Origin of the sequence: Paraburkholderia sp. CNPSo 3272 (assembly GCF_024206495.1) — a bacterium.
GTDB lineage: Bacteria > Pseudomonadota > Gammaproteobacteria > Burkholderiales > Burkholderiaceae > Paraburkholderia.
This window is the reverse complement of sequence record NZ_JAMBPQ010000046.1, coordinates 15,044-37,405: the sequence shown is the minus strand read 5'-3', so window position 1 is coordinate 37,405 and position 22,362 is coordinate 15,044. Positions and strand designations below refer to the sequence as shown.

Here is a 22,362-nt window from a genome sequence, read left to right as displayed (position 1 = left end):
TCAGGTCCCGGAGCGGCGGGAGGCCATGCGGCCGAGCGCCCAGAACACGGTGAGCGCAACGATCAGACCGGCCAGAATGCCCGCGAGCGCCATCAGCGCCGGGTAGCGCGAGATAAACACCCAGGCGCGCGCATACCACGGCAGATCGCCGACGAAATAGCGGTAGCCCACGCGCAGGCCCTCCACCTGGCCTTCGCGCACGAGCGTGAGATCGCCGTGCATCTGCGAGATCTTGCCGCCGTCCTGAAGCGCGTCGAGCACGTCGCCAAGCTGCGCCGACGAGGTGGCGGCGAGCGCCACCACGCTCCTGCCCGACTTCAGCGGCGACTCGAAGCCGATCAGCGCCGCCATCGGTCCGCCGAGCGTGACGATCGAGCGGCCCGACGGTGTCGGGTCCTCGTCTTCTGTGCCGCCAAGCCAGCCGGGCCAGCCGCTGCGCTGGTCGCGCGTGGTCACCTCGGTCCTGCCGCGCTCGATGAGAAGCGGCAGGTCCTTGCCCCACTTCTCGAGCAGTTGCGCGCCCGAGCCCGAGCCGATCACGAGCAGGTTGCTGTCGCGCACGCTGTCCACCTGGCTGGCGGGGACGATTGTCAGGCGCAGCGAGGGCAGGCCGGTCCACTGACCCATGTGGCCGAGCAGCGTGAGCACGGCTTCCTGATCCGTCGTGTCGGGTTGGTCCGGAATCACGAGGGCCGTGTCGGAGAGGTCGGCCATGCGCGTGAACGGATAGCCGCTGTTCGCGAAGAAGGCGAGGTTGGGCAGCGCCGTGTAGTGTGCGAAGCCGCTGAAGTCGATGACCGAGTCGGGATCGACGGCCGCGCGCGCGACATCGTTGGCGGTGGAGGTGCACAGCCCCGTCTTCTGTGAATCGATATGGAATTGGAACTGGAACTGGTTGTCGCTGCCCACGCGGAACGCGGGGATTTCCAGATTGCTCGATGAGCGGCTGTCCGAGCCAGAAAGCAGCGGCACGTTGATGCGCGCTTCGTCGGAGGCGCGCGTGACGGGACGCAGCCGTTGCGAGCGCACGAGTTGATCGTTGATGCTCACGTTGAGCACCGAGTCGTTCCATGCGGAAGGCGCCGTGTAGCGATAGCGGATGTCGAGCGGCACGTTGCCCCGCGCCCACGCGTAAAGGTCGGCGGGCACGCGCAGGTTCACGCGGATCGCGGGCGGGTTGTAGCCCGACACCTGGAGCTGCTGCGGGTCGGTCACCAGTTCGCGGAACAGCACGGGGCGGTCGGTGGGCATCCAGTTCGGGGCGTCGTAGGGCTTGCGCGCCGGACCGAGATCGATTGACTTCACCATCACGCTGTTGCCGGCCATGCCGGCCTGCCCGAGCGCGACCGCGTAGGCGGCGTTCAGGAGTTCCTCGGGCGTGCGGCCCGCGAGCACGAGGAGCTTGCGGCCCGACTGCGGGTCGGCGGCCGGGTTCGCCATGACCGAGACCGTGGGGCCCTTGATTTCCGGCAGGTTCAGCCCCTCGGGCACCTGGCCCGGCAGCACGAGCGCGATGGCGTTGGCGTCGGGCGGCACGGTGCGCGATACCGGGAAGCGCGAGCCGCGATAGCTCGCGAGCGCGCCAAGCCACGAGGAGACGATGCCCGCCGCGTGCAGCACGGGCACGCCCGCGTTGGCGGCGAGCACGAACGGCACGCGCACGAGGCGGTTGTCGTGGCGGTCGAAGAACGGCAGAGGCAAGAGCCCGAGGTTGTCTGGCAGAACGATGCCCGCCGTGTTGAGCGTGAGCGACGTGTCGGGACTGATGTCGGCCCAGAGGCTCGAATGATAGGGATCCTCGCAATGATCGAGCGTGTAGTGCGCGATCATCTGCACGCTGATGCGGTTGTAGTCGGTGAAAAGGCGCGGGTCGAGATCGATCTCGCTCGTCACGAGCTGCCCGGCGGTCTCCTTCACGAGCGGAATTGTCGCGACGACTTCACCGTTCACAAACACCCTGAGATGCGAAAGCGACCAGATCAGCGAAGGCGAGTAGGTGTAGACGAGCTTGAGCTTCGCGCTGGTCACGACTTCGTCGGTGCGCACGTCTACATTCATGCCGCCGGTGGGATCCAGGCCGCGCAGCTGGATCGGCCCGTACGCACCCATCTGGCGCAACGTGAACGTGCGCGTGCGCGGCTGCCCGAGCGGCGTCGACGCGGCAGGCTCCGGAATGACGGCGCCCGGTGCCGTCTGGATGACGACGGGCCCCGCGACGGCGGTGGAAGCAGCGGCCGGAGCGGAGGCCGCAACTGGGGCGCCGGGAGCAGACGCGGGAACGTCACTTGCTCTGGGCGCTGCCGCCTTGGTCGTCTGCGTAGCGGCGACAGCCGATTGGTCCACCGCGAAGAGGCTCGCCCCCAGCAGCAATCCGGCGACGAGCGCGCCCAGCCCAGCTTGAACGGAGAGTCGCATCGCAACAGCCCTTTGTTTTCTTCGCAGTGGCTGTCTTTGTCTCGCAAAGACAGCGGCCATGGATATTGGCGGCGTGGTGCCGCCAAGCGTTATCTCGAAACGGCGTCAATGTGTGGTGGAGTTTAACGGAGAGCCACGGATCGCGCCCTATGAATGCGCCTGTTTATGCCCGTTGCGTAAAGCGTGCAGATGACGGGCTGGCGCGGCCTGGCGGCCGGTTTGACAGTTGGGCGCACGGGTTGGGCCAGGAGTCGGAGCGCTTGACAATTCCTGCGCGCGCAACCAAAGACGGCGGCGTTGCGAACGCGCAACGCGGGCGCCGGAGGTAGTGCGCCAAGAGCCAGCCTCCCGTCTCGTTCGATTACTGAGGATGACGAATAGACGAGGCACGCTCTGTCACTCGCCCACCTCGTGAACGCAAACCCGGCCCGGCCTTTGCTGCCCACCATCGGTTGCGCGCGCTAACATCGCGCGGGCGGGGCTCGATGCGAAGGTGACGGTCGTGGCGGGACGCGCGACGAGCGCATCGAGCGCATCGAGCGATTCGAGCGCGGGGCATGGCCGCATGGGGAAGACGCGGCCCGGCCCCGTTTTCGCGCCGCGTTCCTTGCGACGCCGATAAGCAGATTCGATGCCTTTCGGCAGTCCTTTCGTTGGTTAGCACGGTGCGCCCAAACCTACAATGGGGCTTCGTGATGATCGACGTCTGGTGAACCGGAAATGACTGAAAAATCGATGCTCGTGGTGAGCGCGCACAGCGCGGATTTCGTATGGCGCGCAGGCGGTGCGATTGCCCTGCACAAGGAGAATGGCTATCGTGTGAAAGTGGTGTGCCTCTCGTTCGGTGAGCGCGGCGAGTCGGCGAAGCTCTGGCGCAAGGGCCCCGACATGACCATCGAGAAAGTGAAAGCCGCGCGCCGCGAGGAGGCGCTCGCCGCGGCCGAGATTCTTGGCGCGGAATGCGAGTTCTTCGATCTGGGCGATTACCCGCTGCGCGTTTCCGATGAAGCGCTCCTGCGCCTCGTCGACGTCTATCGCGACGTGCAGCCCGCGTTCGTGCTGAGCCATTCGCCGAAAGACCCGTACAACTTCGATCATCCGCTCGCCATGCACGTAGCGCAGGAAGCGCGCATCATCGCCCAGGCCGAAGGCCACAATCCGGGGCAGAAGATCGTCGGCGCGCCGCCGGTCTACGCGTTCGAACCGCACCAGACCGAGCAGTGCGAGTGGATTCCGAACACCTTCCTCGACATCACCGAAGTGTGGGATGTGAAGCGCCGCGCCATCGAGTGCATGGCGGGTCAGGAGCACCTCTGGGAGTACTACACGCGTGTCGCGCAACAGCGCGGCGTGCAGGCCAAGCGCAACATCGGTATCACGGCGAAGCGCGACATTCAATACGCGGAAGGCTATATGCGCCTGACGCCCGCAGTGGTGGGAGATCTGTCATGAAACGTGGTGTCGTCGTCACCCAGATTCCGCGCGCCGACGCGCGCCATATCGAAATCCTCAAGGAAGCCGGCACGGCGACCGTGCACGAGGCGCAAAGCCGCCTCGGCCTGCTCGCAACGTATCTGCGGCCGATTTATTCGGGCGCCGCGATTGCGGGCTCGGCCGTGACGGTGCTCATGCCGCCCTCGGACAACTGGATGCTGCACGTGGCCGTCGAGCAGTGTCGCGAAGGCGACGTCGTCGTGGCCGCGCCCACGTCGCCCTGCGAAGATGGCTATTTCGGTGAACTGCTCGCCACCTCGCTCGCGGCGCGCGGCGTGCGCGGTCTCATCATCGACGCCGGCTGCCGCGACGTGCGCGCGCTGAAGGCGATGGACTTCCCGGTGTGGTCGAAGGCCGTTTCGGCGCAAGGCACGGTGAAGGAAACGCTCGGTTCGGTGAACGTTCCGGTGGTGTGCGCGCAGCAGATCGTGCATCCGGGCGACGTCGTCGTGGCCGACGACGACGGCGTGGTCGTGGTGCCGTTCGCCACCGTTGCGAAGGTGGTGGAAGCGACCCAGGCGCGCCTCGCCAAGGAAGAAAAGACGCGCGCGGTGCTCGCCGGCGGCACGCTCGGCCTCGACTACTACGGCATGCGCGAGCGCCTTGCCGAAAAGGGTCTGCGCTACGCGGACACTCCGGCAGACGCTTGAGTCCGCTTCACACGAGGCGCGCCAAAAACGACAACGAGCGCCGCAAGGGCGCTTGTTTCGCTTCGCGATGAACTAACGAAGCGATTTAAAGAATGCGGTCCAACGCCTTCGCGAACCTCGCGACCGTGCCTTCGATGTCATGCAGTTTTTCGAGGCCGAACAACCCGATGCGGAAGGTCTTGAAGTCTTCAGGCTCGTCGCATTGCAGGGGAACGCCCGCCGCGATCTGCAGGCCGGCATCGGCGAACTTCTTGCCGGATCGAATGCCGTCGTCGTCCGAGTAGCTGACCACGACGCCCGGCGCCTCGAAGCCTTCGGCCGCGACGCTTCGGAAATCCTTGCTGATTAGCAGTGAGCGAATGCGCTTGCCGAGTTCGAGCTGCTCCGCCATCACCTTGTCGAAGCCGTATGCTTCGGTTTCCTTGATCACGTCACGCAGCGTCGCGAGACTGTCCGTGGGCATGGTTGCGTGGTAAGCGAATCCGCCGCTCTCGTAGGCTTCCATGATCTGCAGCCACTTGCGAAGATCACAGGCGAAGCTGGTGCTAGTCGTGGCGTCGATTCGTTCGCGGGCGAGCGGGCCGAGCATGACGAGCGCGCAGCAGGGTGACGCGCTCCAGCCCTTTTGCGGTGCGCTGATCAGGATATCGACGCCGCTTTTCTCCATGTCGACCCAGACCGTACCGGAGGCGATGCAGTCGAGTATGAACATGCCGCCTACGGCATGCACGGCGTCGGCCACCGCGCGCAAATACGCGTCGGGCAGCATCATTCCCGATGCGGTTTCGACGTGCGGCGCAAAGACCAGATCGGGCTTGTTTTCCTTGATCGCCGCGACGACGTCTTCGACAGCGGGCGGTGCGTAGGCGGCCTGCCTTCCCTGTTCGACCGGGCGCGCCTTCAAGACGATCGATTCAGAGGGAATGCTGCCCATGTCGAAAATCTGCGACCAGCGGAAACTGAACCAGCCGTTGCGAATCACGAGGCACTTCCTGTTCGTCGCGAACTGCCGGGCAACGGCTTCCATGCCGAAGGTCCCGCTGCCCGGGACGACCACGACCGACTTCGCGTTGTAGACTTTTTTCAGGGAACTGGAGATATCCCGCATGACGCCCTGAAAGAGCTGCGACATGTGATTGATCGAGCGGTCGGTGTAAACCACTGAATATTCGAGGAGTCCCTCGCGGTCGACGTTGGGAAGTAAACCTGGCACGCTCGCCTCCAAAAAAAGGATGAACAAGGTGAGCAGCATGTGCGATTCGATGCTGCTGCACCCATGCAGATGGGTTTTGTCGCGACGAAAATAGATTCTAGCGAAAGCCGTCTGCAGGCTGGCGCATATTTTTCTGTGCTACCTGGACAGGTCCAAAGCGCTGGTGCGTCCCAGCCAATGGTGCGATGCGGCAGAACCGCAGTCTGGCTCACCTGCCCCGAGGGACAGCATAATCCCTCAGAAGCGGCCGCGACTCGTCGTTGATGATTATTCCCGGCGGGAATTGGCCTTATGAAGAATCTGCGAATTAACGCTCCACGATCTGGCCACTAGGATCTATCTGTCACTCATCACCCGATAGAAGATCTTCATGCTCATACTCGCAGGCAAGGTCGCCGCCAATAGCGGCGCAAGCGGCGCAACAACCGGCACCCATTTGAGCCATCCATTGCTGTTCACGCCGATACAGGTCGGCAACCTGGAGCTGGCCAACCGGATCGTGATCGCCCCGATGGCCCAGTACTCGGCCGAAGACGGGCAGATGAACGATTGGCACCTGATTCATCTCGGCCAACTGGCGCTTTCAGGCGCGGCGGCGCTCACCATCGAGGGGACGGCGGTCACCCCCGAGGGGCGCACGAGTTACGGCGACGTGGGGCTCTATTCCGACGAGAGCGAAGTCGCCATGGCACGCGTGCTGCAGAGCGTTCGGCGCTGGTCCGACACGCCGGTCGGCATCCAGCTCAACCATGCTGGCCGCAAAGGGTCGCGGCAGAAGTTGTGGGACGGCGGCGCACAGATTCCCCATGGTCACGCAAATGGCTGGAACACCTATGGCCCATCCCCGGTCGCTTTTGCGGCCGGCGACACACCGCCCACCGCCCTGGACCGCGACGGACTGGCCGCCATTCGCAATGCCTTCGCGGCCGCCGCGCAACGCGCCTCCCGGCTCGACCTGAACTTCATTCAGATCCTCGGTGGGCACGGCTATCTGCTCCATCAATTCCTCTCGCCGCTCTCGAATCACAGGGACGACGAATATGGCGGCTCATTGGAAAACCGGATGCGCTTTCCACTCGAGGTTTTCGAGGCCGTGCGAGACGCGTTTTCGCACGATCGCCCCGTGACGATGCGGATCTCCGCGACTGACTGGGTGGACGGCGGGTGGTCCGTGCACGACGCGATCGCTTTTGTCCACGCACTGGAGGCCAGGGGCTGCGCCGCGATCAACGTCTCGAGTGGCGGCTCGAACCCCGCCGCGCAAATCCCGGTCGGGCCTGGCTATCAGGTTCCGTTCGCGCGGGCCGTGAAGCAGGCGACGACGCTCCCAGTCATCGCCGTTGGCATGATCACCGAATTCGAACAAGCCGAGTCCATCCTCAGCACGGGAGACGCCGATCTGATCGCGCTGGCCCGGGCCGTGCTCTTCGACCCGCGCTGGCCGTGGCACGCTGCCGCTCACTTCGGGGCCCAGGTCAAGGCGCCGAAGCAGTATCTTCGCGCTCAACCGAATCGGCTGCCTAAGCTGTTCGTTTGAAGCCGTCTTGTCGAGGCCCGCGGGCGGGCCCGCATCAGCGTGCTTTGCCTAACTGCTCTTCGATCGTCCTCGTCAATGGGGATTCCACGCGCCCCGTATGCATCGTCTGCACGGGCTCGATCAGCACGACCCAGCATTCGTCCTCTGCGACGGGATTGTGCAGCGTGCCGCGCGGCACGACGTGCATCGAGCCCGCGGGCAGATCGACGACACGCCCGTCCTCATACTCGATTTTCAGGTGCCCGCGCACGACGAAGAACAGTTCGTCCTCGTGCTCGTGGTCGTGCCACACGAGCTGCCCGCGCACTTTCGCGATCTTCACGTACTGATCGTTGACCTGGGCGACGACTTTCGGCGACCAGTAATCGGACACGCCGGCGAATGCGGCTTCGAGGTCGAACGATTCGGCAAACGGATGACCAGACATCGTTATCTCCATGCTGGAATGACGGATGCGGCGAGCAGTACGCCCATCGCAAGATTGAGGATGCGCCAGTGACGCGGCGTGCGAAAGAGGCGGGCGAGCAGCACGCCGAGCGCGCACCACAGTGCGAGTGAGACGCACGCAGACACGCCGAACGCGGCGCCGAACAGCAGCGCGAGTCGGTTCGGACTGCTTGCGAGCAGCGAGAACGACGCCGCCGCGCCGACCGTCATCGCCCAGCTTTTCGGGTTGAGCCATAGCAGCAGGAATCCGTTGACGAGCGTGATGGGGTGCGCGGGGCCGTTACCTGCGTTCGGCGGCCCGCTGCGCGCGATGCGCCACGCGAGCCACAGCAGATACGCGGAGCCGACTGCCTTGACGGCCGTTTGCAGCGACGGTAGCGCGAGCAGCAGACCGCCCAGCCCGAGTCCGGCGACGGCGGCGAGCACAGCCAGGCCGATCGCGATACCGAGCATCAGCGGAATCGAACGCGCGAAGCCGAAGCGCGCGCCCGAAGCGGTGGCGAGCGTGGTGGCGCCGCCGGGCGTCACGGTCGCAATGACGACAAACAGGAGAAGCGGCAGGATCGAGGTCATCGGTGCACATCCGGAAGAATGAAACTTGCACTGTACGGATTGCCGACGCATCATCAAAGGCAATAATCCTGATGCGATCCATTACGCAGCATAATGCATCCATGAGCCGAAACCTCGACCTCGATCTGATCCGCACCTTTGTTGCCGTCGCCGATAGCGGCAGCATGACGGTCGCCGCGAATCTGCTGCATATGACGCAAGGCGCCGTGAGCCAGCAGGTGAAGCGTCTGGAAGACGTGCTGGATTGCCTGCTGTTCGTGCGCAAGACGCGCAAGCTGGAGCTATCGCGCCATGGCGAGCTATTTCTCGTGAAGGCGCGCCAGCTGCTGCAGCTGAACGACGAAATCTGGGCCGACATGACCGGCCGATCGCTGCGCGGCAGCCTGCGCGTGGGCGTGCCCTACGATCTCGTGACACCGCTCGCACCCGCGATGAAGGCGTTCGCCGATGCGCATCCGCAAGTGGAAATTTCGCTCGTGTGTGCGGCGTCGCCGGAATTGAGCGAAGCGGTGCATAGCGGCCGCGTGGATATATCGCTGGTCGAATATGTCGCGAGCGAAGCCGAAGGCGAGGTGGTCCGCATCGAGCCGTTGGTGTGGGTCAAGGGGCGGGGCAGCGATGCCTGGCAGAAGCGGCCGTTGCCGCTGTCGATGGTGGACGAGCGATGCGCCTTCCGGCCGGTCGTGCTCGGCGCGCTCGCGGACGAAGGCATTGCGTGGCGCACGGTATTCGAGAGCGGCAACATCGAGGCGACCGCCGCGACGGTGCGTGCGGGCCTCGCGATCACGACCTGGCTCGCCTCCACGGTGCCGGCGGACCTCGAGACGCTCGCGCCTCAAGCAACCGGCTTGCCCACGCTGCCGCCGTTTGCGATCTGCCTGCGATTGCCCGCAACGGTTCAGCCTGCGGCGCAAGAATTCGCGCGCCACGTACGCGAATCGATGTCGAACGACGCAGGCACTCGACGCCCGCAGCTCGCGAGCATTGCCTGATGTCTTGCGTTCGAGGCCGTCGCGCTTCTACAAGCGCTGCGGCAGGGCATCCGCAAAAAAGTCGGTAATCCTGCGCACGCGCGCAGGCACGAAGCGACGGCTCGGCCAGACGATGCTGATATCACGGGCGTCCCCAATGAAGTCGTCCAGCACGGTGACGATATCGGGATGCTTGAGTTCGTCGGTCAGCGAAAGCTTCGCGAAGAGGCCGATTCCCACACCCGCGAGCACGGCCGATCGGATAGTCTCGACGCTATTGGACGACAGGTTGCCTCGCACCGGCACGCTGAACCGGCCTTGCGGTCCATGAAACGGCCAGTTCGCCGATTCCATCAGGCCGCCGTAGACAAGGCAATTGTGCCTGGCGAGTTCCGCAGGATCCTTCGGTATGCCGTGTTGCTCGAAATAGCGGCGCGATCCCACGCAGACCAGCGGGGTGCTGGCAATTTTTCTCACAACCGAATCCGGATCGTTGACGGTGCCCACGCGAATCGCGAGGTCGATTCGATCCTCCACCATATCGCGGACGAAATCCGACAACACGAGATCGACCCGCAGCCCAGGATGGCGCGACAGCAGTGCGGGAATGAGCGGGAGAATGTGCAGACGGCCGAACGTCGAGGCGGCGGCGATGCGGACAAGGCCCGAGACATCGAGCGTGCTGCTGCTCAGTTCGTTGTCGGCCACTTCGATCTCGTCCAGCAACGGCTTGGTGCGCTCGTAGTATTTCTGCCCCTGATCCGTAAGGGTCACGCTGCGTGTGCTTCGGTTCAATAGCTGCACGCCGAGGCGCTTTTCCAGCGCACCGATCGCCTTGCTGATGGCGGACTGTGAATCGCCGGTTCTACGCGCCGCGGCGGAAAAGCCGCCCGCTTCGACAACGGCGATGAAGGCGTTCAGTTCGTGAAACCGATCCATTGCATATCTCTCGTGAGACCCATTCCCTCGAAGAATAGATCTCATGATAACTCCGCTAATTATCATTCGTTGGGGTGGCAATTACGATGTCTCTACCATTCACGACGAGGCAGAAAATTCCAATGTCCACTCTCACAGGCAAGGTTGCCGTCATTAGCGGCGCGACGACCGGTATCGGCTTGGCGATCGCCCAGCGGTTCGTCGCCGAAGGCGCTCATGTGTTTATCTTCGGCCGTCGGCAAGGCCAGCTCGACGAGGCCGCCGAACTGATCGGACGCAACGTGACGGCGATCCAGGCCGACGCCGCGAATCTCGATGACCTCGACCGCGTCGCCGCGGCAGTCAGGGAAGAAAAGGGTGTCGTCGACATCATCGTGTCGAACGCGGGCTTTACCGAGCAGGCTTCGATCGACACCATCACGCCCGAGCATTTCGACAAGGCATTCAACCTCATGGCGCGCGGCCCCGTATTTCTGGTGCACAAGCTGCTGCCGATGATGACGGGCGGTGGATCGATCGTCCTGGTTTCTTCGGCCATGCACGTCATGGGCATTCCCGGGCACACCGCCTACGCGGCGACCAAGGCCGCGTTGCGTTCCTATGCGCGCACCTGGGCCGCCGAATTCAAGGATCGCGGCATTCGCGTCAACATGCTCAGTCCTGGCGTCACCGACACGCCGATACTCGACGCCCAGTCGGCGACACGCGAGGATCTGGTGAGCATGTACAAAAGCATGGTCCCGCTCGGTCGACTCGCCCGGGCCGAGGAAATGGCTAGCGCGGCACTCTTTCTCGCCTCCGAACAGAGTTCCTATATGACGGGCGCGGATTTGATGAATGACGGCGGCATCGGCCAGGTCTGAGGACCGGGGCACGCGGTCCGCCCAGAGTGATCTTTCCGTTATGCAGGAATGCGAATGGACAATTCAATGAGCTACGCAATCATCGGGCTTGGCAAGATCGGCACGAACTCGGGAAGATCGGCGAGGGCGGTCTCCTCGTTCAGGCTCGCGGCAACACGTGGGCCCAGCTGGTTTTCCAGGATCTGGTCAAATTCGACTGACCGGCCGCGCGCCAACTCGCTTCCGGCGAGAGCGCATTCGGAACGGGCATAGCGTTGCCGGCGGACGGACGCTAGCCGTTCGCCATGCGGGACCACGGCTCACCGTATCGAGTCCGGCTGGGCCCGCAGCTTGTCCTTGATTGCAGTCAGGCAGTTCGTGAACTGGGTGCGAAGTCCCACGGAGTTGCCGCTCGGTGCCGAAATGCTGTCGGTTGTCACAGTCCATCCATCGGGCGTACGCGAAACATCTAGCTCGAAGTACTCGGCCGATTCGCTGTCGAGGACCGCCGACTCGCGAAAACTGCCCTTCGCTGATCGAACGACCGCCTCGCAGCCCTGCTGGAGCCGGGCTGGGGCATGAGCAGACAAACCGGGCGAGCCGTCGCGAAAGGGGACCGCGCCGTACATGCGGAACGCCTCGAACTGCGCCGGCATGGCGGCCGTGACGAACTGGATGTCCGAATCCGAAACGGCATTTCCGCATCCCGCGAGGGCGGTGACGAAGGCTGCGAGCGCGATGCGGGCGCAATGACTCCGGTAAGTGGGTTCGTGGTTCCTGCCTGCTCGTAGTCTCTGCGCAAACGTTAGCGTTCTCATCTCCAACGGGCCGGCCTCGATGTAAGAATTAGTATTACGGCGTGCGTTATGCATATATTCATCGAGGTTAACCCTGGCATTGCACATATCGAGTCGACGAGTAGGGCAATGCATGCGCGGATCGGCGCGACTCGAATGACGTCGACGGATCGCTTTTCCGCCGTTGTATGAGCCGTGCGATCGAGGTGGTCGTGACGGGTCTAGGCAAGCAGCAGCAAGGCGTCCGCGAGCGAGAGTACCGTGGTGCGCGAATCGAATGCGGTGGAGAACAGATGTTCGTGTACCACCGGATCCGGGTCGTAGCAGCAATCCTTGACCGTGTACAGGCGGAAGTCCGCGTCGCTCGCATATGCGACCGACGACAGCACAACGCCGGTCGATGCAATGCCGACCATAATCAGCGAATCGACACCTTGTGCGCAAAGTCGCGCCTGCAAATCGGTGCCGAAGAACACGCTGGCCCGGTGTGCAACGACGACCGGTTCGCAAGCCCGCTGGCCCAACTCCGGCGAGGTCTGGTCTTCGACGAAGAGACCGAGTTGCTTGATTCCCTGCCCGTTCTTGTTCAACGGGCTGACTTCCGGGTAGCCCGGACTGAAGCGGAGGTTGGCGAAATAGACGCTCACGCCTTTGGTCCGCGCCGCGTCGCAGAGCTTGCGCGTATTGGCAAGCAAGGCCGGCGCGACCGAGGGAAAGAGCCCGAGAATATCGGTCTGATAGTGCATGACGAGAAGCGCGGTTTGCGCCGGCGTGATTGCCATCGCACCATCTAACGCGTTTTCCTGATTCACGGCTTCCCTCACTCGATATCCGCTGGCAATACTACCGTTTCCAGCGGCCATAAGCTCCGGGGGCACCGCATCTCGTCGACTGCGTGCGCCTTGGCTAGAGGTTGACGGATTCAAAATCTCTGACTAAAGTCAGAGATATGAGTGCGTCCTCCATTCGACAGATTCGTCGCTTTAACCGCATCGTCGCGGAAAGCATCGGCGCTATCGACGATCATTTTCTTGGACGAGGCCGCCCGATGGGTGAATCGCGCCTGCTATGGGAGATCGGTGTCGAAGGGGCGGATATTCGTACGCTGCGCGTGCGGCTCAGTCTGGATTCGGGTTATGTCAGCCGTACCCTGGCGTCGCTCGAGCGGCAAAAACTTGTCGTTATCCTAACTGATTCGAACGACCGCCGGGTTTGCCGGGCCTGCCTGACGGAGGCGGGCCTTATCGAAAGGGCTGAACTCGAACGGCTCTCCGACGCAGTCGCCTTGCGCGTGCTCGAACCTCTCGGCGACAAGCAGCGTCGGCGACTAATCGAAGCCATGTCCGAGGTCGAATGCTTGCTGCAGGCGTCGCTCGTGCACTTTGCGACTGAGGACCCGGATAGCGATGACGCGCGGTGGTGTTTCGAACAGTATTTCAGCGAACTCGACCAACGCTTTGAAGCCGGATTCGACCCGTCCATGAGCTTGTCGGCAGATGCTGTCGAACTGACGGCGCCGGCAGGCGCGCTGATCGTCGCGAGACTCCATGGAAACGCGATCGGCTGCGTCGCGCTGAAGTTTCACAAGAAGTCCCCGGCCGAACTCAAGAGAATGTGGGTGAGTCCTTCCGCACGCGGTATGGGCGTGGGCCGCCGCTTGATCGTCGAGGCGGAGAAACGTGCCCGGCAGGCCAAGGCGCGCGTTATTCGCCTGGAGACGAATCGAACTTTGCGTGAGGCGATATCGCTATACAGGCAATCAGGATTCGTCGAAGTCGATGCCTTCAATGCCGAACCGTATGCCCATCACTGGTTTGAAAAGCGCCTGGACTGAACGACCGCAACGCTTTGCAGTACGGACTTTCGATTCTCGCTGACGATCGTCACACGGGGGTTGCGGATTCACCCTGCGCGCCGCCCCTCCACGACGCGCGTGGCGGGCGCAACATCCATCACCGCGAGCCGGATCGCGTCGATCAGCGCGCGTGCCGCAGGCGAAGGCGAGCCCTGCGCGCGCAGCGTAAGCCCGATATCGCGGCGCGTGTGCTGCAGCGGCACGTCGAGAACTACCAGTTGCCCCGACTCGATTTCGTAGTGCAACTGCTGCGCCGAGAGCGCCGTGATCATGTCCGTGCCGAGCAGCAACCCGCGAATCACGGCAAGATCTGCGGTTTCGACGGTGGGCAGGGGCGGCTTGAGCTTCACGCGGCGGAACTGCGCTTCGAGCAGCCCGCGCGAGGGCGAATGCGTGCGCGAAAGTATCCATTGCGCATCACGCAAATCGTTCAGCGTGAGGCCGTGCTTCTTCGCGAGCGGATGATCGCGCCGCGCGAGCACGACCATGTCCTCCGACATCAATCGCTCGTTGCCCAGGCCGCTTGCGGCGTCGTTCTCGCGCAGCGCGCCGAGCACGAAATCCACGTCGCCCGCGCGCAGTCCCGCCACGAGCAGTTCATATGCGCTTTCGTCGGTCACCACGCGCACGCCCGGATGTTGCGCGGAAAGGCGCGCGATGGCGACCGGCAGGATCAGCGTGCGGCCCAAAGGCAGCGCGCCCACCGTCACCGCGCCCTGGATGTTGCCGTGCAGCGCCGCGATATCGTCGGGAACGTGGCGCAACTCGTTGAGCGCGCGCCGCACGTGCAGCAGGAAGGTCTCCCCCTCGGCCGTGAGCAGCACGCCGCGCGGACCCCGATGGAAGAGCGTGACACCCGAGCCGCTCTCGAGCACGCGCATGGCGCTGCTCACGGCGGGCTGGCTGATGCCGAATGCATTAGCCGTGCTCGGCATATGGCGGTGCCGTGCGAGAGCGACGAATAGCTGCAGCCGCCGCGTGTTGAGCAGATACGCGGGCAGTGTGCCTTCGCTCAGCGCGCGCCGGCGCGCCTGGCGCGCGGCGCACCACTGCGCGAGCTCTTCCAGTTCGCCGAAAATGCGCGCGCAGCGCTCGAGCACCACGCGGCCCACGGCCGTGGGCAGCATGCCAGAAGGTTTGCGCTCGAAGAGCGGCGCGCCCAGCGCTGTCTCCAGTTCCTGGACCGAGCGTGTGACGGCCGATTGCGCGCGATACAGGGCCGAAGCGGCGCGCGTGGCGCTGCCCGTGTCGGCAACGAGGCGAAAAGCGCGCAGATGCGCGAGGTTCAGGAGTTCGGGCTGGCTCACGGCTCGATCATGTCGTTTTGGGTGGGATACGCGCCGTGTCTCATGCGGCGACCGTGGCAACCATGGCAACCGCGGCGGCGGCGCCATCGTCGACCGCGCTTAGATGCAGCCGGTCGACCGAAAGATTGAGGCTCTCCTTCGAAATATGCGTGTGCTCTTTCATCAGCGCCTCGACGCGTGCTCCTTCGCCGCTGATGAGCGCGCCGACAATGGCGTGATGCTGGCGGTGCGCATACGAGAGCATCATGAACTGACGCTGCTGCGCGGACTTGTCGAACACCACCGTGCCCGGCGAGACGAATGGAATCTTGTCGTTGAGCCCGAGCGCGGCACTCACCGCAAGATTGTGCGCCGCTTCCACAATCAGTGCGTGGAAGCGGCCGTTCATCGCGGCGTAGCGCGTTTCCGCTTCGCTGTCGAGCACGCCGGCCGCGAAAATCGCGTCGCCTTCGCGCAGACAGTCTTCGAGTGCGCGCGCGAGCGCCTGCTCCACGCCGCGCTCGGCGACCGTGCGCGCGGCGAGCCCTTCGAGCACGCCGCGCACGTCGATGGCGTTGAGCACATCGGTCACGGAAAAGCGCCGCACGGTGTAGCCGCGCGCGCCCGAGCGCTCGACGAGGCCTTCGGTCGCGAGCACACTCAGCGCATAGCGCAGCGGCGTGCGTGAAATGCCGAGGCGCTCGGCCAGCTGCGCCTCGACGAGCCGCTCGCCGGGCTCGAGTTCGCCGGAGAGGATGCGCGTGCGCAGCGCCTGCACGATGGTTTGCTGTGTCGTTCCGTTCATGTCATGCGTGAATCGCAGCGGCCGAAGCGCGCGGCGTATGGCGCGCGCGGCCCTTGCGAGTTCGTTCTTTTGATATCTGTTTCGTTTATGAGGGAGTGGCCGGGCCGGATCGGCCGCAGTTCCCGCAATGGTGTTTCAGGATACCAAAAACCGTTGCGGCGCGCGGGTTTGCGCGATCGCCGGAATGTGCGCAAGCGCGCACAAGCCTTGAATTCACGATCGAACGTGAAAAATTCGTGGTTAACCCTTGCTTACGGTTCCGGGGGCGTTTTTGTAATTTCGTATCCCAAGTGATGGATCGAAGGTGTCTGCGGGCGCATCGGGTCCAGCGCGGCGCGAGTGCGCCGCATGAACAGCAGCAGAGGGCAATATCATGGCAAGAATAGTGGGCGGCATCGGCACATCGCACGTGCCGACAATCGGCATGGCATACGACAAGGGCAAGCAGAACGAACCCGCGTGGGCGCCGCTTTTCCAGGGGTACGAACCGGTGGCGCAGTGGCTCGCCGAGCGCAAGCCGGACGCGCTCGTGATGTTCTACAACGACCATGCCAACAGCTTCTTCTTCGACTGCTACCCGACGTTCGCGCTAGGCGTTTCCGCCAGCCACGAGTTCGCCGACGAAGGCGGGGGCAAGCGCGCGCTGCCCGACATCGCGGGCCACCCCGATCTCGCCATCCATATCGCCGAGCAGCTCGTGAACGACGAGTTCGATCTCACGATCTTCCAGGACAAGCCGCTCGACCACGGCTGCAACTCGCCGCTTTCGCTCATGCTGCCGCACGAGAGCGGCTGGCCCGCGGCGCTGGTGCCGATCCAGGTGAACGTGCTCCAGTATCCGCTGCCGACGGCCAACCGCTGCTACCGGATCGGCCAGGCGCTGCGCCGCGCGATCGAATCGTTCGAGCAGGATCTCGACGTGGTGGTGGTCGGCACGGGCGGGCTCTCGCACCAGGTGCACGGCGAGCGCAGCGGCTACAACAACACCGAATGGGACATGGAGTTCCTCGACCTGATCGTGAACGATCCGGAGCGCCTCGCACGCATGAAGCACGTGGACTACGTGCGCCTTGGCGGCGCGGAAAGCGTGGAGACGATCATGTGGCTCGCCATGCGCGGGGCGCTGGGCGGCAAGATCCGCGAAGTCCATCGCAATTACTATCTCGCGACCAGCACGGCGATGGCGGTCACCGTGTACGAGGAAGAGGGCCAGCAATGAATCCGCAACTGGTTGGCATCGAGGAACTGACGGGCACCTACCCCTTCGACATTCGCCAGAGCATGAAGGCCATGCGCCTGAATCGTTTCTTCTGGGAAATGCGCCTGCCGCAAGCGCGCGATCTGTGGCTGCGCGACCGCAAGGCCGCCTACGACGCCGCCGCGCTCACCAGCGAGGAGCGCGTGCTCGTCGAAGCAACGGACTGGCTCGGCCTCATTCAATACGGCGTGTGCTTCTTCGTGCTCGAGAAGTTCGCGCGCGTAGTGAAGATCACGAATCTCGGCATGTACGCGAGCATGCGCGGCGAAACCCTCGAAGCGTTCCTGAAGACGCGCAAGGTGCCCGACGCGGTTTGAGCAATTGCCTGACCGCTTGATGTCCTGAATCGCTTTTGCGTTCGGGCGGGCGGCGTTTTGCCCACTCGAACGCAATTGACCCGCGTGGCCTCACATGCCGCGCGCTTCTCGTGCGGCTCGCCGGATCTCGGGGCGGCGAGAGCGCTACCCTTCGATGCTCGAATAAACAGGTTTGTTCAAAACAGGAGACTAGGAGAATGCAGGATCATAAGCAGTACAAAAAGATTGCATTGGCGATTACGGGGGCCATCGGTGCGATGGCGTGTGCTGCACCGGCGTTCGCGCAGAGCAGCGTGACGCTCTACGGCATGATGGACACGGGCATTACCTACGTGAGCAACCAGGGCGGCAAGCACAACGTCAAGATGGACGACGGCGTGAACGGCCCGAACCTCTGGGGCATGACCGGCACGGAAGACCTGGGCGGCGGCACGAAGGCTTTCTTCCAGCTCGTCAACCAGTTCCAGGTGGACAACGGCGCCTTCATGCCGAACAAGAGTCTCTTCAGCCGTACGTCGATCCTCGGTCTGAGCAACGACAAGCTGGGCAAGCTCACGCTCGGCAACCAGTACGACTTCATGACGGACTCGCTGTATTTCGCGGGAGACGATCCGGCGGAGCTCTCGGGCCACTTCTACGATTTCCGCGCGGGTCCGTTCCAGAAGCTCGCGCTGCCGAACAACCCGACCGGTTCGTTCGACTGGGACCGCATGGCTGGCGAGACCGTCAACAACTCGGTGAAGTATCTGTCGCCGACGTTCGGCGGCTTCAGCGCGGGCGCGATGTACAGCTTCGGCGGCGTGGCCGGTTCGATCGGCACGGCCAACGGCACGAGCTTCGCGCTGAACTACTCGGCGCATGATTTCGGCGTGAACGCGGCCTATACGAACCTCAAGACGGTCGTGACGGGCGAAGGCGACGTGAGCGTGCGCAACTGGGGTATCGGCGCGCACTACCGTTTCGGCGGCTGGATCACGAACGCGCTCTTTACGACCGTGCATAACTCGGCCAATGGCGGATCGGTGTATCAGGGCTCGGTGGGCGCGCACTACAACTTCACGCCTGCACTCTGCGCCGGCGCGTCGTACATGTACATGAAGGGCAACGACGTGGTCGACAACAATCACGCGCACCAGGTCGCGGCGACCGTCGATTACGCGCTTTCCAAGCGCACCAGCGTGTACGTGCTGGGCGTGTACCAGCGCGCGAGCTCGGGCGGTCTTGCCCAGATCAACGGCATGAACTCCTCGGATGGCGCTTCGAGCGGTCAGAGCCAGGCCGTTGCGCGCGTGGGCCTGCATACTCACTTCTAACGCCCATCTAGTTCCATCATCCCCGGTAGTTGTTTGACGCCGCCCGATCGACCGATCGGGCGGCGTTTTTTTCGTGGTGCGCATCCTTTCACGAAAGGCTCGGGAATTGGGCAAAATAACGCCAGTCGCAACAGCACTCGCGTGACGAGAAAGGAAGTTTCATGACGGACACGGTGGATTGCGTCGTAATCGGCGCGGGCGTGGTCGGTCTCGCGGTTGCGCGCGCGTGCGCACAGCAGGGCTGGGAAACCGTCCTCGTCGAGGCGGAGAACGCCATCGGCACGGGCACCAGCTCGCGCAACAGCGAAGTGATACACGCGGGCATTTACTACCCGCAAGGCTCGCTCAAGGCGCGGCTGTGCGTGCAAGGCAAGCACAAGCTTTACGCGTATTGCGAAGAGAAGGGCGTGGAGTTCAGCCGTTGCGGCAAGTTCATCGTCGCGACGCACGAAGCGCAGCTCGACGCGCTGCGCGCGATTCGCGCGGCGGCCGCCGCCAATGGCGTGGACGACCTGCGCTGGCTCGACCGTGGCGAGGCGCGCGCACGGGAACCCGCGCTCGAGTGCGTGGCTGCGCTCGAATCGCCCTCCACGGGCATCGTCGACAGCCACGGTTTGATGCTCGCGCTACAGGGCGACTTTGAAGCGGCGGGCGGCATGCTCGCGTTTTGCTCGCCGGTCACGGGGGGGCTCGTGCGGCCGGCCCAGCCGACGCTTCTCAAGGTAGGCGGCGACGAGCCGATGGAATTGCTCGCCACGCGCGTGGTGAACAGCGCGGGCCTTTACGCGCAGCAGGTGGCGGCGTGCATCGAGGGCGTGCCGGCCCAATCAATCCCGCCGGGGCGCTACGCGAAGGGCAGCTACTACTCGCTGGCGGGCGCGGCGCCGTTTTCGCGGCTCATCTATCCGGTGCCGGAGGAAGGGGGCCTGGGCGTGCACCTGACGATCGACCTTGGCGGCCAGGCGCGCTTCGGTCCCGACGTGGAATGGATCGACACGATTGACTACACGGTGGATCCGGGCCGCGCGGCGAAATTCTACGAGGCGATTCGCACCTACTGGCCAGCGCTCCCTGACGACGCACTGCAACCGGGTTATGCTGGCATTCGCCCGAAGTTGGCCGAGGGCAAGCATGGCGGCGACTTCGTGATCCAGGACGCGCGCGAGCACGGCGTGAGCGGGCTCGTGAACCTCTACGGCATCGAGTCGCCGGGGCTGACGGCTTCGCTTGCGATTGCGGACGAAGTGATCGAACGGCTGAACACACACTGACTGCAGTGGCGGATCAAACGCGAATCAACGCGAATCAACGCGAATCACAAGGAGAACAGGATGGTCTACGAGATGGCGCACATCACGGTGAGCGCAGGCAAGAACGCCGAATTCGAGGCAAACTTTCATCGCGCACGCGGCTGCCGCAGCGTGGAATTGCAGCGCGGCGTGGAAGAGCCGAACCAGTATGTGCTCGTCGTGCAGTGGGATACCGTCGAAGATCACATGGTGCACTTTCGCGAGTCGGATGACTTTCAGGAATGGCGCCGGCTCGTCGGCCCGTACTTCGAGAAGCCCCCTGTCGTGGGGCATACGCAGGTCGTCGTGAAGTAAGCGGCTGGGCGCGGACAGCCGCGCTCAGGCCTTGATACCGAATCCCTCCACATACCCCACCGCGTCTTCCCCGTCCCAAACGCGTCCATCGACGAACGGCGCGGTGGCCGTCTCTGCCGGCAGCGCGATTCCCATCGCCGCCGCCGCTTGTCCGTACAGCGCCGTCTGGTTCAAGCCGCGCGCGATCTCGCGATAGTCGCTACGGCGCGCGAGCATGCTCCATCGTTCGAACTGCGTCAGAAACCACACGCCTTCGGATTCGCGCGGATAGTTCACCCGGCCGTGCTCGAAGAACTTCATGCCCGGCGCGGGCGATGCCGTGTCCGCTTCGAGCCGTGCCGCGATCAGCGCGGCGTCGACGCCCAGCATCTCCGGGCGCGCGAGCCACTGCGCAATCTCGCGCCGATTGCCTTCGCCGTCCAGCCAGCGGCACGCTTCGAGCATCGTCCGTACGAGCGCGCGCGCCGCGTTCGGATGGCGCTCCACGAAATCGCGCCGGCAGGCGAGCACCTTCTCGGGATGATCCGGCCAGATCGCCCCGCTCGCGATGATCGTGCGCCCCACGCCGCGCTGCTGCGCGAGCCCTGGCCACGGCTCGCCCACGCACAGGCCGTCGAGGCGATCTTCGGCGAGCGCGGCCACCATCTGCGGCGGCGGTATCACCACGCTCTCGATGTCGCGCAGCGGATGCACGCTCTGCGAAGCGAGCCAGTAGTACAGCCACATCGCGTGCGTGCCGGTGGGGAAGGTCTGCGCGAACACGGGCTTGCGCGCCAGCGTCGCGAGCGCGCGCGGCAGCGAGCCGTGTTCGGCGAGCGCATCCGCGAGACGGTTCGAGAGGGTAATTGCCTGGCCGTTGCGGTTGAGCACCATCAGCACGGCCATGTCGGTCTGCGGGCCGCCCAGGCCGAGCTGCACGCCATACACGAGCCCGTAGAGCGAATGCGCGGCGTCGAGTTCGCCGCAGAGGAGCTTGTCGCGCAGCGCGGCCCAAGAAGGTTGGCGCGAGAGTTCGAGCGTGAGGCCGTGAGCATGGCCGAATTCCAGCAGCTTCGCGGCGACGAGCGGCGCGGCGTCGGCGAGCGGCACGAAGCCGATCTTCAGATGGGTTTTCTCGGGCGCGGCGAGGGTCGTGGTGGCGTTCATGGGCGAGCTTCGTTCCTGCTCAATCGGGTCGTTCCTGCGCTTGCGCGAGCGCGACGATCTGGCGGGCGACTTCGGCGAGCTTCACGCTCTGGTTCATCGCGCGCTTGCGCAGCGCCGCGTACGCGGCGGGCTCGGTCAGCTTCTGTTGCTCCATCAGGATGCGCTTCGCGCGGTCGATCAGCTTGCGCTCGGCCAGCTCGTTCTCGGCCTGCGTGAGACGCTCGCGCAACTGCGCTTCCTGTGCAAAGCGCGCGAGCGCGACTTCGAGGATCGGCGCAAGACGCTCGCTCGCGAGCCCTTCCACAAGATAGGCGGTCACACCCGCGTTCACGGCCGAGCGGATCAGCTGCTGGTTGGCGTCGTGGCTGAACATCAACACCGGGCGCGGCGCGGTGGCGTTCATCACCGCGAGCTGTTCGAGCGTGTCGCGCGAGGGCGACTCGGTATCGATGATGATGACGTCAGGCCGCTCGCACTCGACGACGCGATGCAAGGCCTGCGGCGTGGCGGGATCGGCGAGCATGTCGTAGCCGAGCTTGGCGAGCGCGTCGCGCAGGTCGCCGATAGGCTTGTCGGTGTCGGTTACGAGCAGTACGCGCAGCATGGGGATTCTGTGGTCGTCGGCATGACGTCTCCGACGGTTGAACGGTGCATTGCGCGCCATCGCTGGGCGCGCATGAGGTTTCAGCAAAGTGCGTGCCAGTTTGTCGGTTGGCCGCAAAGCCGTGCCGGATGGGGTTTCGGGCGCGCCTTGCGGAAATGCGGCGCGTAACGCGTTGTGCACCGCAGCAGTGCGGGAGTCGATGCGGCGCACCCGGTTGGCGCAGCGCCGGCGGGCGATGCCCGAAAAAGTGCGGAAGGACGGACTGAATCCGTGTCCAGGATCCCGAAGTGTCGAGA

Annotated in this window: 22 protein-coding genes and 1 pseudogene; 12 read left to right on the top strand and 11 right to left on the bottom strand. The window is 64.3% G+C overall.

What is annotated here, in order from left to right; all coding sequences use genetic code 11:
* The gene (gene bcsB / locus M3I53_RS32885) at positions 1–2,415 is read right to left on the bottom strand and encodes a cellulose biosynthesis cyclic di-GMP-binding regulatory protein BcsB (protein ID WP_254319974.1); all 2,415 of its coding nucleotides are present in this window, start codon (positions 2,413–2,415) and stop codon (positions 1–3) included.
* 720 nt (positions 2,416–3,135) lie between these two features.
* On the opposite strand from bcsB, the gene M3I53_RS32880 reads away from it, so the two are divergent.
* Positions 3,136–3,867, top strand: coding sequence for a PIG-L deacetylase family protein (locus tag M3I53_RS32880; RefSeq protein WP_254319973.1), 732 nt, complete (start codon positions 3,136–3,138; stop codon positions 3,865–3,867).
* A complete protein-coding gene (locus tag M3I53_RS32875) occupies positions 3,864–4,559 on the top strand; it encodes a 4-carboxy-4-hydroxy-2-oxoadipate aldolase/oxaloacetate decarboxylase (protein WP_254319972.1) in 696 nt (231 codons plus the stop codon). The genes M3I53_RS32880 and M3I53_RS32875 overlap by 4 nt, the downstream gene beginning before the upstream one ends.
* Before the next feature lie 85 nt (positions 4,560–4,644).
* Here M3I53_RS32875 and M3I53_RS32870 read toward each other — a convergent pair whose 3' ends face one another.
* Positions 4,645–5,772 (bottom strand): aminotransferase class V-fold PLP-dependent enzyme, encoded by a 1,128-nt coding sequence (locus tag M3I53_RS32870; RefSeq protein ID WP_254319971.1) that lies wholly within the window; start codon positions 5,770–5,772, stop codon positions 4,645–4,647.
* A gap of 436 nt (positions 5,773–6,208) precedes the next feature.
* Here M3I53_RS32870 and M3I53_RS32865 point away from each other — a divergent pair, with 436 nt between their 5' ends.
* Positions 6,209–7,309: an NADH:flavin oxidoreductase/NADH oxidase gene (locus M3I53_RS32865; protein WP_254319992.1), complete on the top strand. Its 1,101-nt coding sequence runs from the start codon at positions 6,209–6,211 to the stop codon at positions 7,307–7,309.
* Between the two features lie 34 nt (positions 7,310–7,343).
* Here the strand turns inward: M3I53_RS32865 and M3I53_RS32860 are convergent, their stop codons facing one another.
* On the bottom strand, positions 7,344–7,736 hold the full coding sequence (locus M3I53_RS32860; protein ID WP_254319970.1) for a cupin domain-containing protein: 393 nt from the start codon (positions 7,734–7,736) through the stop codon (positions 7,344–7,346).
* Positions 7,737–7,738: 2 nt separating this feature from the next.
* Positions 7,739–8,329 (bottom strand): LysE family translocator, encoded by a 591-nt coding sequence (locus M3I53_RS32855; protein ID WP_254319969.1) that lies wholly within the window; start codon positions 8,327–8,329, stop codon positions 7,739–7,741.
* A 101-nt stretch (positions 8,330–8,430) separates the two neighbouring features.
* Here M3I53_RS32855 and M3I53_RS32850 point away from each other — a divergent pair, with 101 nt between their 5' ends.
* Entirely contained in the window at positions 8,431–9,321 is an 891-nt protein-coding gene (locus M3I53_RS32850) for a LysR substrate-binding domain-containing protein (RefSeq protein WP_254319968.1), read from the top strand.
* Between the two features lie 27 nt (positions 9,322–9,348).
* Here the strand turns inward: M3I53_RS32850 and M3I53_RS32845 are convergent, their stop codons facing one another.
* Positions 9,349–10,239: a LysR family transcriptional regulator gene (locus tag M3I53_RS32845; protein WP_309249562.1), complete on the bottom strand. Its 891-nt coding sequence runs from the start codon at positions 10,237–10,239 to the stop codon at positions 9,349–9,351.
* Positions 10,240–10,361: 122 nt separating this feature from the next.
* Between M3I53_RS32845 and M3I53_RS32840 the strand changes: the two genes are divergently transcribed.
* Positions 10,362–11,102, top strand: coding sequence for an SDR family NAD(P)-dependent oxidoreductase (locus M3I53_RS32840; RefSeq protein ID WP_254319966.1), 741 nt, complete (start codon positions 10,362–10,364; stop codon positions 11,100–11,102).
* A 104-nt stretch (positions 11,103–11,206) separates the two neighbouring features.
* Positions 11,207–11,302, top strand: a pseudogene (locus tag M3I53_RS32835) (NADP oxidoreductase coenzyme); the annotation flags it as partial.
* A gap of 99 nt (positions 11,303–11,401) precedes the next feature.
* Here the strand turns inward: M3I53_RS32835 and M3I53_RS32830 are convergent.
* Positions 11,402–11,953 (bottom strand): hypothetical protein, encoded by a 552-nt coding sequence (locus tag M3I53_RS32830; protein WP_254319965.1) that lies wholly within the window; start codon positions 11,951–11,953, stop codon positions 11,402–11,404.
* A 146-nt stretch (positions 11,954–12,099) separates the two neighbouring features.
* A complete protein-coding gene (locus tag M3I53_RS32825) occupies positions 12,100–12,660 on the bottom strand; it encodes an isochorismatase family cysteine hydrolase (RefSeq protein WP_254319991.1) in 561 nt (186 codons plus the stop codon).
* 167 nt (positions 12,661–12,827) lie between these two features.
* On the opposite strand from M3I53_RS32825, the gene M3I53_RS32820 reads away from it, so the two are divergent.
* Positions 12,828–13,712: a helix-turn-helix domain-containing GNAT family N-acetyltransferase gene (locus M3I53_RS32820; protein ID WP_254319964.1), complete on the top strand. Its 885-nt coding sequence runs from the start codon at positions 12,828–12,830 to the stop codon at positions 13,710–13,712.
* A 68-nt stretch (positions 13,713–13,780) separates the two neighbouring features.
* Here the strand turns inward: M3I53_RS32820 and M3I53_RS32815 are convergent, their stop codons facing one another.
* Positions 13,781–15,040 (bottom strand): LysR family transcriptional regulator, encoded by a 1,260-nt coding sequence (locus M3I53_RS32815; RefSeq protein ID WP_254319963.1) that lies wholly within the window; start codon positions 15,038–15,040, stop codon positions 13,781–13,783.
* A 40-nt stretch (positions 15,041–15,080) separates the two neighbouring features.
* Positions 15,081–15,824, bottom strand: coding sequence for a GntR family transcriptional regulator (locus M3I53_RS32810; protein WP_254319962.1), 744 nt, complete (start codon positions 15,822–15,824; stop codon positions 15,081–15,083).
* 373 nt (positions 15,825–16,197) lie between these two features.
* Here M3I53_RS32810 and M3I53_RS32805 point away from each other — a divergent pair, with 373 nt between their 5' ends.
* The 5 genes from M3I53_RS32805 to M3I53_RS32785 all read left to right on the top strand — a co-directional run bounded on the left by M3I53_RS32805 (position 16,198) and on the right by M3I53_RS32785 (position 20,316).
* On the top strand, positions 16,198–17,043 hold the full coding sequence (locus M3I53_RS32805) for a gallate dioxygenase (protein WP_254319961.1): 846 nt from the start codon (positions 16,198–16,200) through the stop codon (positions 17,041–17,043).
* Positions 17,040–17,399, top strand: a complete 360-nt coding sequence (locus M3I53_RS32800) for a protocatechuate 3,4-dioxygenase (RefSeq protein ID WP_254319960.1) — start codon at positions 17,040–17,042, stop codon at positions 17,397–17,399. The genes M3I53_RS32805 and M3I53_RS32800 overlap by 4 nt, the downstream gene beginning before the upstream one ends.
* Positions 17,400–17,596: 197 nt before the next feature.
* Entirely contained in the window at positions 17,597–18,712 is a 1,116-nt protein-coding gene (locus tag M3I53_RS32795) for a porin (protein ID WP_375542618.1), read from the top strand.
* A 161-nt stretch (positions 18,713–18,873) separates the two neighbouring features.
* On the top strand, positions 18,874–19,983 hold the full coding sequence (locus M3I53_RS32790; protein WP_254319959.1) for an NAD(P)/FAD-dependent oxidoreductase: 1,110 nt from the start codon (positions 18,874–18,876) through the stop codon (positions 19,981–19,983).
* 60 nt (positions 19,984–20,043) lie between these two features.
* A complete protein-coding gene (locus M3I53_RS32785; RefSeq protein ID WP_254319958.1) occupies positions 20,044–20,316 on the top strand; it encodes an antibiotic biosynthesis monooxygenase in 273 nt (90 codons plus the stop codon).
* A gap of 24 nt (positions 20,317–20,340) precedes the next feature.
* Here M3I53_RS32785 and M3I53_RS32780 read toward each other — a convergent pair whose 3' ends face one another.
* Both M3I53_RS32780 and M3I53_RS32775 read right to left on the bottom strand, forming a co-directional pair.
* Positions 20,341–21,462 carry a CmpA/NrtA family ABC transporter substrate-binding protein gene (locus M3I53_RS32780; protein ID WP_254319957.1) on the bottom strand — a complete coding sequence of 374 codons (1,122 nt, stop codon included), beginning with the start codon at positions 21,460–21,462 and terminating at the stop codon, positions 20,341–20,343.
* Between the two features lie 19 nt (positions 21,463–21,481).
* Positions 21,482–22,066 carry an ANTAR domain-containing response regulator gene (locus tag M3I53_RS32775; protein WP_254319956.1) on the bottom strand — a complete coding sequence of 195 codons (585 nt, stop codon included), beginning with the start codon at positions 22,064–22,066 and terminating at the stop codon, positions 21,482–21,484.
* Positions 22,067–22,362: the final 296 nt, after the last annotated feature.